This is a genomic window from Yersinia sp. 2466 StPb PI (assembly GCF_041538325.1).
Taxonomy (GTDB): domain Bacteria; phylum Pseudomonadota; class Gammaproteobacteria; order Enterobacterales; family Enterobacteriaceae; genus Yersinia; species Yersinia enterocolitica_E.
In genome coordinates, this window is sequence record NZ_JAULSL010000001.1 from 2,359,177 (window position 1) to 2,376,081 (window position 16,905).

The following is a 16,905-nucleotide window of genomic DNA, read 5'->3' on the forward strand; positions in this document are numbered from 1 at the left end:
AATGGTCGGCGGTGTGTCTCTTATCGAATTCCAACTTGAGGATTGATTGCATGAAAGTGACGGTTTTTGGTATCGGTTATGTAGGACTGGTTCAGGCAGCAGTACTTGCCGAAGTTGGTCATGATGTCCTGTGTATCGATATCGATGCAAACAAAGTTTCCGACCTACAAAAAGGCCGTGTCGCTATTTTTGAACCAGGATTAGCGCCATTGGTAAAAGAAAACTACGACGAGGGCCGGCTTCGATTTTCAACAGATGCCGAAGCCGGTGTTGCTCATAGCACGATTCAGTTTATTGCGGTTGGTACTCCTCCTGATGAGGATGGTGCGGCTGACCTTAAATATGTGTTAGACGTTGCCAGCACTATTGCGAAATATATGGATGCGCCTAAAGTTATTATCGATAAATCAACTGTGCCAGTGGGTACCGCGGATCAAGTGCAGCAAAGGATTAAAGCGATTTTACAGCAACGTGGACAAGATATAGCTTTCAATGTGGTATCGAACCCTGAATTCTTAAAAGAAGGCGCTGCTGTTGCTGACTGTAAGCGGCCTGAGCGTATCGTTATCGGAATTGATACTGATGATAATGGTGTGATTGATTTAATTAGCGAACTATACGAGCCATTCAACAGAAATCATGACCGCATGTTAATTATGGATGTCCGCAGTGCAGAACTGACCAAATATGCAGCAAACGGTATGTTGGCGACAAAAATCAGTTTCATGAATGAGATCGCTAATATCGCAGAGCGGCTCGGTGCTGATATCGAAAAAGTACGCCAAGGTATTGGCTCAGATTCTCGCATTGGCTACCATTTTATTTATTCTGGTTGTGGCTATGGCGGTTCCTGTTTTCCAAAAGATATCCAAGCATTAATTCGTACCGCAGAAAATTGTGGCTATCAGCCGCAACTGTTGCGTGCAGTGGAGAGAATCAATAACGAACAAAAGTGTAAGTTAACTGAATTTATTCAATACCATTTTGATTCGCAGCTTGCAGGGAAAACATTTGCACTCTGGGGATTAGCATTCAAACCCAATACAGATGATATGCGAGAGGCCCCCAGTCGGATTTTGATGGAGGCTTTATGGCGTGCTGGCGCTATTATTCAAGCTTATGATCCAGAGGCAATGGATGAAGCTCAGCGTATTTATGGTGCAAGGGATGACCTAAAGTTAATGGGGACAAAAGAATCAGCGCTACAAGGGGCGGATGCTCTGATTATTTGTACTGAGTGGCAGAATTTTAGAGCACCTGATTTTGATATGATCAAGCTCCGATTAAAACAGCCGGTTATCTTTGATGGGCGTAATTTGTACGATCCAGAACGGTTAAATAGCCGAGGTTTTACCTATTATGGGATTGGTCGGGGTACATCGATTAATCGAGCGTAATAAGTTCTAAAGATGATTTTATGTGTTGGGTACAAAACTTAATTAGTTTCTGTTTTGTGCTCAATCTTCATGCCGTAGGGCGGGGGTGACACAACTCTTTCACTCCAAGATTCTCATATATCACAATATTATGGGAAATTTAGTCAGTTATATCGATTATTGTATTGTTATAAATTAGCAGAGCATTCTTATAGATTTACAAGCACAGTGATAACTAAGGGGTATTTATCGAATGCGATATGTTTAGGTTAGGTGCTCCTTGGCAATTGTATGTTAATTCAACAGCCGTATTGATAAGGATTTCAACTATGATTGCAGGGCAAGAGGGAGGTAAAAAAATACCCCCCGTATAATAGGAGGGTACTTTTATCATAATAGTAAATTAACTAATACTATTACAGCAGGAAATCATCCAGTGATTTACCTTCGTCTTCAATGGCTTTCTTAATCACTGCTGGAGTACGGCCTTGGCCTGTCCAGGTTTTAGTTTCGCCATTCTCGTCTACATACTTATATTTAGCTGGGCGTGCAGCACGCTTAGCTTTAGTTGTAGCTTTAGTTGCACTCATAGTTTGCAGCAGTTCATTTGGATCAATACCGTCTGCAATAAGCATTTCACGGTATTGGCTCAATTTACGTGTGCGTTCTTCAATTTCAGCTTGTACTTGAGAATCTTCTTCGCGGCGTTCGTTAACGACCACTTCAAGCTTCTCCAGCATTTCTTCTAAAGTTTCAAGAGTGCATTCACGCGCTTGTGCACGCAGAGTACGGATGTTGTTAAGAATCTTTAACGCTTCGCTCATTGTCCTGGTCTCAAATTATAATTGGTGGGGGGGCGTCTGGATAATAATAGAGTGCTATTTTAATTTCTGCAATAGACAATTTGATTAGCATCCTCGAATTTACGTATTTTATTAGCGAAAAGTTGCTGCTTGCTACTAATAAGCGATGGCGGTTTGTTATTCTCCGTAGTGTTTTTAACGTAAAAGTTCATTTTGCTCGCTAATGACCCTACGCGAAAACATGATTTTCTCACTAAGTTATAAGTTTGCTTTATATCAATAAAGCAAAAATAGACGACTTATCGTGCTAGCGTGTGCAATAACTGATCATGCAAAAAGTGCGATATTGATATAGCTATGATGAAAGATTGAGTAAGGGAAAAAGCATGCTGTATTGGTTTTGTCAGGTTCTGACAATATTTGTTATCACTATTTTACCAATTAACCATGGTAATACATTACTTGTATCATTAATGAACCAATCGCGGTACATCCTATCCGACCCTATTGCTATCCCACTCACCTAATCTGGTTAATGTTCAAGCAGCATACGTTCGCTGTATCAATATTGTGAGATTGGTCATGTAATGTACCTAATAATAGCAAGGTGCTTCAAATGAAAGTGTCGGCAGCTACATTAACGCTACCATTACTTAATATAGAAAACAGTAATATAGAGAAGTAGTCTGCTCCTCGTTAAGTCTGAATTTATGATAAACTTGATACTCGTTGTCATTGTGACCATTTATTATACCACTGGAGTTACGGGCCCATGGCTCAACTTTATTTTTATTACTCTGCGATGAATGCAGGGAAATCCACCGCGCTGTTGCAGTCTTCTTATAACTACCAAGAGCGGGGCATGCGTACCTTGGTGTTTACAGCAGAGATAGATAATCGCTTTGGTGTCGGGACTGTCAGTTCGCGTATTGGCCTGTCCTCACAGGCGCTGCTTTATAATAGTGGAACTTCACTATTATCCATTATTGCCACTGAGCATCAGGAAAAGCCTGTTCATTGTATCTTGCTAGATGAATGCCAATTTTTGACCAAAGAGCAAGTTCAGCAATTGTGTCAGGTGGTGGATGAACTGCATATCCCGGTATTGTGTTACGGTTTGCGTACCGATTTTCTCGGCGAACTATTTCCCGGTAGCAAATATTTGTTGTCGTGGGCTGACAAATTGGTTGAACTGAAAACAATTTGTCATTGTGGCCGCAAAGCAAACATGGTGCTGCGGTTAGACGAACAAGGCAGAGCTGTGCATGACGGCGAACAAGTCGTTATTGGTGGTAACGAAAGCTACGTTTCTGTTTGTCGCCGCCATTATAAAGAGGCGATTAAAGCGGCTTCTCTCCAAAATCCTTCCTAGATACTCATTGTCCACCAAGGATGCCTCACGGGATTTCTTATTGAAGCTGTGGGGTAACCAACCTTTTGCTGAGTTTACGCCATATGAAGCCATACAGCTTTATCCCTCGTATTTATGCGGGGTGAAAAGCCTTGGTTTAACGTTATATCCTGGACTGGGTCATTATTTTGGCTTTATCGCCACATTTTCTACAATCTTACAAAATTAATAAAAGACACGGTGTTGATCCTAATGTCTCCTTAATCAATAGCCGATTCGGGGGATGACGTTATAACGCATTAGCTTGGGTATAGCAGGGGTTGGTGGCGATGTGGCAAGCCGTATTGAGATTAGCCCGGGGATTAGATGCGTGGTCCGTAGGAACGGACTATGGCGATTTGAGCGGTTATATACCAAATGTTTTTAAGTGTGCTTATAAAAAGAAACCCCCAACAGCAATGGCAATTGGGGGCTATATCTTCTGTTGTGTAACCCCCAGCTATAAATGGGGGTTACACATTAAGATTACTATTATTTCTTGGCTTTCTTTTCAGCTTTTGGTGCAGGAGCTGCTGTAACAGCAACTTCTTCACGGTCAAGTTCTTCGCTAAATTCGCGGCCGTAATAAGTATCCATCAAAATCTGTTTCAACTCAGAGATCAGCGGGTAACGTGGGTTAGCACCGGTACACTGGTCATCAAATGCATCTTCAGACAGTTTGTCTACTTTAGCTAAGAAATCAGCTTCTTGAACGCCAGCTTCACGAATTGATGCTGGGATACCCAACTCTGCTTTGATTTCATCTAACCAAGTCAGCAGTTTCTGAATTTTCTGTGCAGTACGGTCGCCCGGAGCACTCAGACCCAGATGATCTGCAACTTCAGCATAACGACGGCGCGCTTGTGGGCGGTCATATTGGCTGAAAGCAGTCTGCTTAGTTGGGTTGTCATTCGCGTTATAGCGAATAACGTTAGAAATCAACATGGCGTTGGCTAAGCCATGCGGGATATGGAACTCAGAACCCAGTTTATGGGCCATTGAGTGGCAGACACCCAAGAAGGCGTTAGCAAAAGCGATACCCGCGATGGTTGCGGCATTATGTACACGCTCACGAGCCACTGGGTTTTTAGCACCTTCATTGTAGCTGGCTGGCAGGAATTCTTTCAGCAGTTTCAGCGCTTGCAGAGCCTGGCCGTCAGAATATTCATTCGCCAATACAGAAACATAAGCTTCCAGAGCATGAGTTACTGCGTCCAGACCACCGAAGGCACATAAAGACTTAGGCATATTCATGACTAGGTTGGCATCAACGATTGCCATGTCTGGAGTCAATGCGTAGTCAGCTAATGGGTATTTCTGGCCTGTTGCATCGTCGGTAACTACCGCAAATGGTGTCACTTCTGAACCGGTACCTGATGTGGTGGTTACCGCGATCATTTTCGCTTTCACACCCATTTTCGGGAACTTGTAAATACGTTTACGGATATCCATAAAGCGTAATGCCAATTCTTCGAAGTGGGTTTCAGGGTGTTCGTACATGACCCACATGATTTTGGCTGCATCCATCGGTGAACCACCACCCAGCGCAATGATCACGTCTGGTTTGAAGGAGTTCATCTGCTCGGCACCTTTGCGCACGATGCTCAGGGTAGGGTCCGCTTCTACTTCGAAGAAGACTTCAGTCTCGATACCGTGAGATTTCAACACGCTGGTGATTTGATCGGCATAACCGTTGTTGAACAGATAGCGGTCAGTCACGATGAAGGCACGTTTTGCACCGTCAGTTGCCACTTCTTCCAACGCGATAGGCAGAGAGCCACGACGGAAGTAAATAGATTTCGGTAGTTTATGCCACAACATGTTTTCTGCTCGCTTAGCCACAGTTTTCTTGTTGATCAAGTGTTTCGGCCCAACGTTTTCAGAGATGGAGTTACCACCCCATGAACCACAACCTAGCGTCAGAGATGGCGCCACTTTGAAGTTGTACAGGTCACCGATACCACCATGAGAGGCAGGGGTGTTGATTAGAATTCGGGCGGTTTTCATTTTATCGCCGAAATACTTAACGCGTGCAGGTTGGTTATCCTGGTCGGTATACAGGCAAGATGTATGGCCGATACCCCCCATTTCTACCAGTTTTTCCGCTTTATCAACTGCGTCTTCAAAACTCTTCGCACGATACATCGCTAAAGTAGGCGACAGTTTTTCGTGAGCAAATGGTTCTGACTCGTCAACAACCTTAACTTCACCGATAAGAATTTTGGTGTTGCTAGGAACTTTAATGCCAGCCATTTCAGCAATTTTAGTTGCTGGCTGACCAACGATAGCGGCGTTTAAACCACCATTTTTCAGAATGATATCCTGAACTGCTTTCAGCTCTTTACCTTGTAACAGGTAGCCACCATGGGAAGAGAAGCGCTCGCGAACTGCGTCGTAAGCTGAATCAACCACGATGATAGATTGTTCAGAGGCACAAATCACACCATTATCAAAGGTTTTTGACATCAAGATAGATGCAACAACACGTTTAATATCAGCGGTTTCGTCAACCACAACAGGAGTGTTACCTGCACCAACACCGATAGCCGGTTTACCTGAGCTATAAGCTGCTTTAACCATGCCTGGGCCACCGGTTGCCAGAATCAGGTTAATGTCAGGGTGGTGCATCAGTTGGTTAGACAACTCAACTGTTGGCGCATCAATCCAACCAATAATATCTGCTGGCGCACCTGCGGCAATAGCGGCTTGAAGCACGATATCTGCAGCTTTATTGGTTGCGTCTTTAGCACGTGGATGTGGAGAGAATACGATACCGTTACGCGTTTTAAGGCTAATTAATGCCTTGAAGATAGCGGTAGAAGTCGGGTTAGTTGTTGGCACGATACCGCAGATTAAACCAATAGGTTCAGCGATAGTAATTGTACCGAAGGTTTTATCTTCTTCTAAAATGCCACAAGTTTTTTCATCTTTGTAGGCATTGTAGATGTATTCAGAAGCAAAGTGATTCTTGATCACTTTATCTTCAACAATACCCATACCTGATTCCTCTACCGCCAGCTTGGCCAGGGGAATACGGGCATCCGCTGCAGCCAGAGCTGCGGCACGGAAGATTTTATCAACCTGCTCTTGAGTAAAGTTGGCATACTCGCGCTGGGCTTTCTTGACGCGTGCTACTAGCTCGTTAAGTTCAGCGACATTCGTTACAGCCATAATGCTCTCCTGATAATGTTAAACTCTTTTAGTAAATGAGCTGTTGAAGCAACTAGTATAGTCAGGCTCTAGTATGCCGTAAGGTCAAATAGAGCTAGTTTTATAGCTTACTTTCCCATTTTTTACCGCTGATTTACTGAAAGAGCTTTTGTTCCACTAAGAATAAGATGAGGGGGAAAATATCATTTTCAACCTTTATACTCTGTTTCTCAGTGAACTTACTCTCTACCACTGCTCAGAGCTTAACTATTCTTAGGTATGTTTTTCGTGATTTAAATCACAAAATCGTCAAGCTGACACCATTCAGCAATTATTTGTTGAGAGTAATTATCATTAACATGAATAAATTGATAATTCATGACGTTAAAGCTTCATTAACACCACAGGACATTAACAAGAGTTATCATTTTAAACGGTAAAAATTTACCTTGTATAAATGCTGTTTTATTACATAGATTCCTATGACTAATTCCATTACATTAGCGCGCACATCTGTAGAAGAGCGCCCTAAGGGTGATTTTTAGTGAAAAGAACTGTGGTCAGAGGCTTGAATAATGCAGGTGCCATTCTGCATGGTAGCGACATTATTTTTGTCGCGAATTTTCCAGGCACGGGCCATAAGGTGTGTTGTCTTGGGGCATTAAATTATAATGGCCTGTTATCTGTGACGTTTTTATCAGCTATTGCGCGGAGTGATGTGTGAGTCAATCATTGTTGGACCTTTCAGGTTACATCAAGTTTTTTGTTGGCTTATTTGCACTGGTAAACCCGGTAGGTATATTGCCGGTATTTATCAGTATGACCAGCTATCAGGCAGCGGCTGGGCGGGATAAAACTAACCTGACAGCTAACCTGTCAGTGGCGATTATCTTGTGGATATCCTTGTTCTTGGGGGATGCCATTCTGAAAATTTTTGGTATTTCCATCGACTCATTCCGTATTGCCGGTGGGATTCTGGTCGTCAGCATTGCGATGTCGATGATCAGCGGCAAACTCGGTGAGGATAAGCAGAACAAGCAGGAAAAAACCGAAACGGCGGTCCGTGAAAGTATCGGTGTTGTGCCACTCGCATTGCCCCTGATGGCAGGGCCAGGTGCCATCAGTTCAACAATTGTTTGGAGTTCCCGCTATCACAGCTGGCAGAATTTGTTAGGCTTGACGGTGGCTGTGGCCTTGTTTGCGTTCTGTTGCTGGTTGCTATTCCGGGCGGCTCCGCTGCTGGTTCGGCTGTTAGGGCAAACCGGTATTAACGTTATAACGCGTATTATGGGGTTGTTGCTGATGGCATTAGGCATCGAGTTTATTGTCACCGGTATCAAAGCGATTTTCCCCGGATTACTTTAATCTATCCCCATATCCCACGGTATGTAGGTCACCGGTATTATTACGGGTGACCTTTGCTGTTTTTCAGCCTGGTATTTAAATATCTAAGCATTATTTTAGTGCAGAATATGTATGTAATTTAATCTATTGCACTTAAATGCTGCAATAATGCTATCTCTATAAAGATAATTTGGCTTAAGGCTTATTTACTCATCTTTAATAAATCATTCAGTGACCCTCAGAGTAAACTAAATACGCTATTTGTTGTTAAAATGCTCACATCATTCTGTAGGGCTTGTGCGGAATTTATCTAGGTGTTATTAGTGATTACTCTGTAATCAGTAGGTGTTTATTCTGGTATTAGTGCTAATGTTAACTTTATGTTTCTAGAACGGCTTTTTTGACATTTTTTTTGCTGTGAATTTAAATTTTAAATGATTTTTTTTGAGCTAAATCATATAGATGATTATTTCTTAGGCGACTAATTAAGATAGGTAATATCGTTAGTTACTCTGTAGAAAAGAGAATTGCTTAACATTTCTGTAAAATTTATTGGCGTCAGATTTCGGGTTCTGTTAGTTTTCGGACAACTTCCCGACAAGAGATTTCTTGTTTTTTAATGAAACTAAACCGAATTTTGATTTTTGGAATAGTTATTGCTAGTCGTTGTGGGCAGCAGATTGACGTAAACCTTGAGAAAAACATCACGAAATCTCGTAAAAGGGCGGTTTGAAATGCAAATAAAGTTTAAGCAACCACCACTGGCAATAATTGGCGCTATTCTGGGTTTGTCATTTTCGGCTGTATCAATGGCGGCGGCAGTTCCGGCCAGTGTGGCATTAGTGATAGATCAGAGTATTACCATTAATAATGGTTCCGAGGTTGCCTCATTAGACCCGCATAAGGTTGAAGGCATTCCTGAAACCAATATTATTCTGAATTTATTAGAAGGTCTGGTGAGCAATGATGCTAATGGGCATATAATTCCGGCAGTTGCCATACGCTGGGATAATGACGGTTATAAAGTCTGGACCTTCCATTTGCGAGATAACGCCGTGTGGAGTGATGGAACTCCGGTCACTGCTCAGGATTTTGTCTATAGTTGGCAGCGTTTGGCTAGCCCTAAAGTGGGTTCACCTTATGCCAGTTATTTGCAGTATGCCCAAATTGAGAATGTTGACGAGGTATTGAAAGGGACCAAAAAACCGGATGAATTAGGTGTTAAGGCATTAGATAGCAAAACCTTGCAAGTGACGCTAACGGAACCGGTTCCTTATTTTATCAGCATGTTATCTCACACCTCGATGAAGCCGGTTAAGCGTGAGGCTGTTGAAAAGTATGGTGATAAATGGACTCTACCACAAAATTTTATCGGTAATGGCGCTTTTCAGTTAAAAGAATGGGTGGTTAATGAGCGGATTGTGCTGGAGCGTAGCCCGACTTACTGGAATAACAACGAAACGGTCATCAATAAGGCGACTTTTTTACCGATAACGTCAGAAGTCAGTGATATTAATCGCTATCGCAGCGGCGAAATTGATATGACTAACAGTGCCATTCCCCCGAATTTATTTGCCAAAATGAAAAAGGATCTGCCATCGCAGGTTCATATCAGCCCATACCTCTGTACTTTCTATTACGAAATTAATAATAAAAAAGCACCATTCACTGACGTCAGAGTGAGAACGGCAATTAAATTAACGCTGGATCGCGACATTATTGCGACTAAAATTATGGGGCAAGGGCAGATCCCTGCCTATGGCTTTACCCCGACATTTACCGCAGGGGGTAATTTCGCATTGCCAGAATGGGCCAACTGGACTCAAGAACAACGCAATGCAGAGGCGAAAAGAGTGCTTGCCGAGGCCGGTTTCAATGCCCAAAATCCATTAAAGTTTACGTTGCTTTATAACACCTCAGATCAAAATAAGCAGCAGGCGATTGCCGCTGCCTCTATGTGGCAGAAAAACTTGGGTGCTACCGTTACCTTGCAGAATCAAGAATGGAAAACCTCTCTAGAAAGCCGCCATCAAGGGCAATTTGATGTTGCCAGAGCAACATGGTGTGGTGACTACAATGAGCCGACCGCTTTTCTGAATATGCTGCTATCGGATAGCAGCAATAATACTTTCTTCTATAAAAATCCAGCATTCGATGCGCTGTTAGCTAAAACGCTGACGACTTCGAGTGTCGAGGCGCGCGCTGCTTTATATCAACAGGCAGAGAACTTATTGGATAAAGATTCTGCAATGGTGCCGGTCTATTATCGAGTCAGTGTTCGACTTATTCGGCCAACTGTCGGCGGATTTACCGGTAAAGACCCACAAGATTTAGTGGATTTAAAAAATCTTTATATGCGTAAGTTGCAGTAAATATTAAGTTATAAAAGTTTATCGCAGCAAAACAGACTTATATGTCAATTGTTCACAAGCGAAAATCGCGGTGGCATGACAGCAAATAAGAGACAGACAAGGTAATAGGGATGTATAGCACAGTACCGATTTTAGTCTGATGCTAATACATATAGGGCATTACATGGCCGGGTTCGTTCCCCGCGCAATGTGATTTAAAGATACCTTTTAAAGGTGAGGCTTGCTCAGTCTCTGAGCGACGCAATAATAAAATCTGGAGTAGATATCAGCATGACCAACATCACAAAGAAAACTTTCCTGGCCGCAGGTATCGCTGCTGCTATGGGTATGATGGCTGTGGGAACTGCCTTTGCCGCCAATGTGCCGGCAGGTGTACAACTGGCCGAGAAACAGGTTTTAGTTCGCAATAATGGTTCCGAACCTCAGTCACTGGATCCGCATAAAATTGAAGGTGTGCCTGAATCCAATATTTCGCGCGATTTATTGGAAGGGTTGGTTATTAACGATCCAAACGGCAAGATTCTGCCTGGTGTCGCTGAAAGTTGGGATAACAAAGACTTTAAAGTTTGGACTTTCCATCTGCGTAAAGATGCTAAATGGTCAAATGGTGACCCTGTAACAGCACATGATTTCGTTTATAGCTGGCAACGTCTGGCGGACCCTAAAACAGTTTCTCCGTATGCGAGTTATGTACAATATGCCCATATCGCGAATATCGACGATATTATTACCGGCAAAAAATCACCTGATACCTTGGGTGTAAAAGCGTTAGATGACCATACTTTGGAAGTCACGTTGACCGAACCTGTTCCTTATTTAGATAAACTGTTAGCTCATCCATCCATGTCTCCAGTTAATAAAACTGTGGTTGAGAAGTTTGGTGAGAAGTGGACTCAGCCACAGAATTTTGTCGGTAATGGTGCCTATAAGTTAAAAGATTGGACCGTTAACGAACGTATTGTGTTAGAACGCAGCCCAACCTATTGGGATAATGCGAAAACAGTTATCAATCAGGTTACTTACCTGCCAATCTCTTCTGAAGTGACTGATGTTAACCGCTACCGCAGCGGCGAGATCGACATGACCTATAACAACATGCCGATTGAATTATTCCAGAAACTTAAAAAAGAGATCCCACAAGAAGTTCATGTTGACCCGTATCTGTGCACCTATTATTACGAAATCAATAACCAAAAAGCGCCATTCACCGATGCACGCGTTCGTGAAGCACTGAAACTGGGTATGGATCGCGATATCATCGTGAACAAAGTGAAAAACCAAGGTGATTTACCTGCCTATGGCTTTACGCCTCCGTACACCAGCGGTGCAGAATTGACCCCACCAGAATGGTTTGGCTGGACCCAGGAAAAACGTAATGAAGTGGCTAAGAAGTTGCTGGCTGAAGCTGGCTACACACAAGATAAACCACTGAAATTTAACCTGTTGTATAACACATCTGATCTACACAAAAAATTGGCTATTGCGGCAGCATCTATTTGGAAGAAAAATCTGGGTGTTGACGTTAAGCTGGAAAATCAGGAATGGAAAACCTTCCTTGATACCCGCCATCAAGGCACTTTCGATGTAGCGCGTGCTGGCTGGTGTGCTGACTATAACGAACCGTCGTCATTCCTGAACATGATGCTATCTGACAGCAGCAATAACACGGTGCATTATAAGAGCCCAGCCTTTGATAAGTTGATCCAAGATACGCTGAAAGTAAAATCTGAAAAAGAGCGTGCCGGTTTGTATCAACAAGCTGAGGTATTGCTGGATAAAGATTCTGCTATTGTGCCGTTGTTCTACTATGTGAATGCCCGCTTAGTGAAACCTTATGTCGGTGGATATACCGGTAAAGACCCACTGGATAATATGCACGTAAAAGATCTTTATATTATCAAGCACTAATATATTAAGGGCAGCAGCTGAATTAGCGTGCTGCCCTTATTGCGTTGATAATATAAAGTCGCAGTAAGAGGCTAAAGGTACAGGCAATGTTAAAATTTATTCTACGCCGCTGTCTGGAAGCGATTCCGACACTTTTTATTTTGATAACCATTTCATTTTTTATGATGCGTCTCGCCCCAGGAAGTCCGTTTACTGGCGAGCGTAATCTTCCTCCTGAAGTTATGGCCAATATTGAGGCAAAATATCACCTCAACGACCCGGTTTATAAACAGTATTTCAACTACTTGGGTCAACTTGCGCATGGCGATCTTGGGCCTTCGTTTAAATATAAAGATTACACTGTGAACGATCTGGTGTCTGCATCGTTTCCCGTCTCTGCGAAGCTTGGTTTTGCAGCATTTTTACTCGCAGTAGTATTAGGAGTTAGTGCTGGGGTCATTGCGGCACTGAATCAAAATACCAAATGGGATTATACGGTAATGGGCTTTGCCATGACTGGGGTGGTCATCCCGAGTTTTGTGGTCGCCCCCTTATTAGTGTTGGTTTTTGCCATTATATTGAAATGGTTACCGGGTGGTGGTTGGAATGGCGGAGCGCCGAAGTTTATCATTTTGCCGATGGTCGCGCTGTCGTTGGCTTATATCGCCAGCATTGCACGTATTACCCGTGGCTCAATGATTGAGGTTCTTCACTCTAACTTTATCCGTACGGCGCGAGCGAAGGGATTACCACTGCGGACCATCGTATTACGCCATGCATTAAAACCGGCGTTGTTGCCTGTTTTATCCTATATGGGACCTGCGTTTGTAGGGATTATCACCGGTTCGATGGTTATTGAGACCATCTTTGGTTTGCCGGGCATTGGTCAGTTGTTTGTCAACGGAGCGTTAAACCGCGATTACTCTTTGGTGCTGAGTTTGACCATTTTAGTCGGCGCTTTGACTATTTTATTCAATGCGATTGTTGACGTGCTGTATGCCGTTATCGATCCTAAAATCCGTTACTAGCACTGGAGCACGCCAATTATGTTGAGCAATAAAAATAGCGAAGCTCTGGAAGTTTTCAGTGAAAAACTGGAAGTTGAAGGGCGCAGCCTTTGGCAGGATGCCCGCCGTCGTTTTGTTCATAACCGCGCGGCGATCACCAGTTTGGTGATCCTAATGTTAATTACCCTATTTGTTATTTTGGCGCCGATGTTAGCGCAGTTTACTTATTCAGACACGGACTGGGGCATGATGTCAGCCGCCCCGAATATTGAGTCTGGGCACTACTTCGGTACTGACTCTTCTGGTCGGGATCTGTTGGTTCGTGTTGCTATTGGTGGTCGGATCTCATTGATGGTGGGGGTGGCTGCGGCGTTGGTTGCTGTGGTTGTCGGTACCTTGTATGGCTCTTTATCGGGCTATCTCGGCGGGAAAGTCGATTCACTGATGATGCGCCTGTTGGAGATTCTTAACTCATTCCCCTTCATGTTCTTCGTTATTCTGTTAGTGACCTTCTTTGGCCAGAATATTCTATTGATATTTGTGGCGATCGGTATGGTGTCCTGGCTGGATATGGCGCGTATTGTTCGTGGACAAACATTAAGTTTGAAACGGAAAGAGTTTATTGAGGCCGCATTGGTGGGCGGTGTTTCCACACGTAATATCGTATTGCGTCATATCGTTCCGAACGTGTTGGGTGTGGTGGTGGTGTACGCTTCTTTACTGGTTCCCAGTATGATTTTGTTTGAATCTTTCCTGAGTTTCCTCGGCTTAGGCACCCAAGAACCCTTGAGTAGTTGGGGCGCATTGCTAAGTGATGGCGCCAACTCCATGGAAGTGTCGCCATGGTTGCTGATGTTCCCTGCCGGTTTTCTGGTAGTGACCTTGTTCTGTTTCAACTTTATCGGCGATGGCTTGCGTGATGCCCTCGATCCGAAAGATCGCTGAGGAGTAGCACTATGACGACTATTGATAATCGGTCTGCTGTTCAGCAATCGGCATTGTTGGAACAAAATAGACAGTTGGAACAAAATATCCTGCTGGATGTAAAAGATTTAACCGTGACTTTTGGTACGCCAGATGGTGATGTAACGGCAGTTAACGCCCTTAATTTTGATCTGCGTGCGGGTGAAACATTAGGCATTGTAGGTGAGTCTGGCTCAGGGAAATCGCAAACAGCTTTTGCTTTGATGGGGTTGCTGGCCAGTAATGGCCGGATAGGGGGGTCTGCAAAGTTTAATGGCCGCGAAATCTTAAATCTGCCGGAAAAACAGTTAAACCGTTTGCGGGCTGAGGAAATCTCGATGATATTCCAAGACCCAATGACCTCGTTGAATCCTTATATGCGTGTTGGTGAGCAGCTAATGGAAGTGCTGCAACTGCATAAAAAGATGAGTAAAAGCGAAGCATTTGAAGAGTCAATTCGTATGCTTGATGCGGTAAAAATGCCAGAAGCACGTAAGCGCATGCGCATGTATCCCCATGAGTTCTCTGGTGGTATGCGTCAGCGGGTAATGATTGCAATGGCGCTGTTGTGCCGCCCTAAATTATTGATTGCCGATGAGCCAACAACGGCACTTGATGTCACCGTTCAAGCACAAATCATGACGTTGCTGAATGAGCTAAAGCATGAATTCAATACCGCGATTATCATGATCACCCATGACCTTGGCGTCGTTGCCGGAATCTGCAATAAAGTTCTGGTGATGTATGCAGGGCGAACGATGGAGTATGGTCAGGCCCGCGATGTGTTTTATCACCCAAGTCACCCTTATTCTATTGGTCTACTGAATGCGGTTCCTCGTCTTGATGCTGAAGGCGAATCTCTCATGACGATACCGGGTAATCCGCCGAATTTATTGCGCTTGCCGAAAGGTTGCCCATTCCAACCGCGTTGCCAATATGCCATGGATCGCTGTGGCGTGGCCCCGCCATTGGAGCATTTTGGTGATGGCCGTTTACGTGCCTGTTATAAGCCAGTAGGGGAACTAGTATGAATGCCATGACTGAGAAGAAAGTATTGCTAGAAGTGGCTGATCTAAAAGTCCATTTTGATATTCAGGATGGCAAACAATGGTTCTGGCAGCCATCAAAAACACTAAAAGCTGTTGATGGTGTAACATTGCGCTTGTATGAAGGCGAAACCTTAGGTGTGGTTGGCGAATCTGGCTGTGGCAAATCAACATTCGCCCGTGCCATTATTGGTTTGGTGAAAGCGACCAGTGGCAGTGTTTCATGGTTAGGTAAAGATTTGCTTAGCCTGAGTGATGCACAATGGCGCGCGACCCGTAGTGATATTCAGATGATATTCCAGGATCCACTGGCTTCACTAAACCCGCGTATGACCATCGGTGAAATCATCGCTGAGCCGCTGCGAACTTATCATCCCAAAATGTCGCGTCAAGAAATTAAAGATAAAGTTAAAGCAATGATGCTTAAGGTCGGCTTGTTGCCTAACTTGATCAACCGATATCCCCATGAATTTTCGGGGGGGCAGTGTCAACGTATTGGTATTGCTCGTGCATTGATTCTTGAACCGAAGCTGGTTATCTGTGATGAACCGGTCTCCGCGCTTGATGTGTCAATTCAGGCGCAAGTGGTGAACCTGTTACAGCAATTACAGCGCGAAATGGGCTTGTCACTAATATTCATCGCCCATGATTTAGCGGTGGTGAAGCATATTTCTGATCGGGTTCTGGTGATGTATTTAGGCCACGCAGTGGAGCTGGGGACCTACGATGAGGTTTATCATAATCCACAGCATCCCTATACCAAGGCGCTCATGTCGGCGGTACCTATCCCTGATCCTGACAAAGAAAGGGCGAAAGTGATTCAGCTACTGGAGGGGGAACTGCCTTCACCGATTAATCCGCCATCAGGCTGTGTATTTCGCACTCGTTGTCCGATTGCCGGGCCGGAGTGTGCGAAAACCCGCCCACTGTTAGAGGGTAGCTTCCGCCACGCGGTATCTTGTCTGAAAGTCGATCCGCTATAACATTCTGATAGTGATTGTCCAAAAGCAAAACCCTCGTCAGAGAAATGACGGGGGTTGTTATGATTACGGTATTAGCAGCCATGGGGGAAGGGACGTGTAACGATCACTCTTTCCACAAAATATGGCAAAGTTTATGGTCTTTTTCGCGGCACAGAAGAACTCGCGCAAATACATCATTAATCTCTTCACCATCACTATCAGCAAGGCCGATAACAACTTCGGCGAAAAAATCAGGGTTTAAATCAAAATCGACATGTTCTTGCCAATCTTCGGCTGGATCAAATAACTCCGCACCGCCACGCTCTTCAAACTGAAGGTTAAACAATAAAATATCTGCCGGATCGAGATTGTCCCCCGCCAGCTCCAGAAAGATATCGTAAGCCTGTTCCAGTGTTTCATCTTCAGTCAGGCGGTTATTGAGATCCATTAAGCTTGGCTCTTGTCTATTCTGGTCCATTTGCCGATTCCCATTTGTTATTTGCAGATTGCGCTCATTAAAACATTCTCTATGCCGCTTTTACAATTATTATGCTATCTGAAGTCAATAACTCAGAGAATCTACAATAGGCATACCACCAGCCGCC

At 43.9% G+C, this 16,905-nt stretch carries 12 protein-coding genes; 9 read left to right on the forward strand and 3 right to left on the reverse strand.

The window, feature by feature from the left end:
• Nucleotides 1–50: 50 nt before the first annotated feature.
• Complete coding sequence (locus Q2T72_RS10675; RefSeq protein ID WP_083158952.1) at nucleotides 51–1,397, forward strand: UDP-glucose/GDP-mannose dehydrogenase family protein; 1,347 nt, start codon at nucleotides 51–53, stop codon at nucleotides 1,395–1,397.
• A gap of 395 nt (nucleotides 1,398–1,792) precedes the next feature.
• On the opposite strand, the gene hns is transcribed toward Q2T72_RS10675, so the two are convergent.
• A complete protein-coding gene (hns, locus tag Q2T72_RS10680) occupies nucleotides 1,793–2,200 on the reverse strand; it encodes a histone-like nucleoid-structuring protein H-NS (protein ID WP_083158951.1) in 408 nt (135 codons plus the stop codon).
• Nucleotides 2,201–2,951: 751 nt separating this feature from the next.
• On the opposite strand from hns, the gene Q2T72_RS10685 reads away from it, so the two are divergent.
• A complete protein-coding gene (locus tag Q2T72_RS10685; RefSeq protein ID WP_372558957.1) occupies nucleotides 2,952–3,551 on the forward strand; it encodes a thymidine kinase in 600 nt (199 codons plus the stop codon).
• Nucleotides 3,552–4,061: 510 nt separating this feature from the next.
• Here the strand turns inward: Q2T72_RS10685 and adhE are convergent.
• A complete protein-coding gene (gene adhE, locus Q2T72_RS10690) occupies nucleotides 4,062–6,740 on the reverse strand; it encodes a bifunctional acetaldehyde-CoA/alcohol dehydrogenase (RefSeq protein ID WP_372558958.1) in 2,679 nt (892 codons plus the stop codon).
• A gap of 699 nt (nucleotides 6,741–7,439) precedes the next feature.
• Between adhE and Q2T72_RS10695 the strand changes: the two genes are divergently transcribed.
• The 7 genes from Q2T72_RS10695 to oppF all read left to right on the forward strand — a co-directional run bounded on the left by Q2T72_RS10695 (nucleotide 7,440) and on the right by oppF (nucleotide 16,321).
• Nucleotides 7,440–8,084 (forward strand): YchE family NAAT transporter, encoded by a 645-nt coding sequence (locus Q2T72_RS10695; protein ID WP_050101351.1) that lies wholly within the window; start codon nucleotides 7,440–7,442, stop codon nucleotides 8,082–8,084.
• A gap of 713 nt (nucleotides 8,085–8,797) precedes the next feature.
• Nucleotides 8,798–10,435, forward strand: coding sequence for an ABC transporter substrate-binding protein (locus Q2T72_RS10700; protein WP_372569140.1), 1,638 nt, complete (start codon nucleotides 8,798–8,800; stop codon nucleotides 10,433–10,435).
• 270 nt (nucleotides 10,436–10,705) lie between these two features.
• Nucleotides 10,706–12,343 (forward strand): oligopeptide ABC transporter substrate-binding protein OppA, encoded by a 1,638-nt coding sequence (gene oppA / locus Q2T72_RS10705; RefSeq protein WP_372558960.1) that lies wholly within the window; start codon nucleotides 10,706–10,708, stop codon nucleotides 12,341–12,343.
• A gap of 86 nt (nucleotides 12,344–12,429) precedes the next feature.
• The gene (oppB, locus tag Q2T72_RS10710; protein WP_083158944.1) at nucleotides 12,430–13,350 is read left to right on the forward strand and encodes an oligopeptide ABC transporter permease OppB; all 921 of its coding nucleotides are present in this window, start codon (nucleotides 12,430–12,432) and stop codon (nucleotides 13,348–13,350) included.
• A 15-nt stretch (nucleotides 13,351–13,365) separates the two neighbouring features.
• Nucleotides 13,366–14,274 carry an oligopeptide ABC transporter permease OppC gene (gene oppC, locus Q2T72_RS10715; RefSeq protein WP_083158943.1) on the forward strand — a complete coding sequence of 303 codons (909 nt, stop codon included), beginning with the start codon at nucleotides 13,366–13,368 and terminating at the stop codon, nucleotides 14,272–14,274.
• 11 nt (nucleotides 14,275–14,285) lie between these two features.
• Nucleotides 14,286–15,323 (forward strand): ABC transporter ATP-binding protein, encoded by a 1,038-nt coding sequence (locus tag Q2T72_RS10720; RefSeq protein ID WP_083158942.1) that lies wholly within the window; start codon nucleotides 14,286–14,288, stop codon nucleotides 15,321–15,323.
• The gene (gene oppF, locus Q2T72_RS10725; protein WP_372558962.1) at nucleotides 15,320–16,321 is read left to right on the forward strand and encodes a murein tripeptide/oligopeptide ABC transporter ATP binding protein OppF; all 1,002 of its coding nucleotides are present in this window, start codon (nucleotides 15,320–15,322) and stop codon (nucleotides 16,319–16,321) included. The genes Q2T72_RS10720 and oppF overlap by 4 nt, the downstream gene beginning before the upstream one ends.
• A gap of 103 nt (nucleotides 16,322–16,424) precedes the next feature.
• On the opposite strand, the gene Q2T72_RS10730 is transcribed toward oppF, so the two are convergent.
• Nucleotides 16,425–16,748 (reverse strand): HI1450 family dsDNA-mimic protein, encoded by a 324-nt coding sequence (locus tag Q2T72_RS10730; RefSeq protein ID WP_032819973.1) that lies wholly within the window; start codon nucleotides 16,746–16,748, stop codon nucleotides 16,425–16,427.
• Nucleotides 16,749–16,905 lie beyond the last annotated feature (157 nt).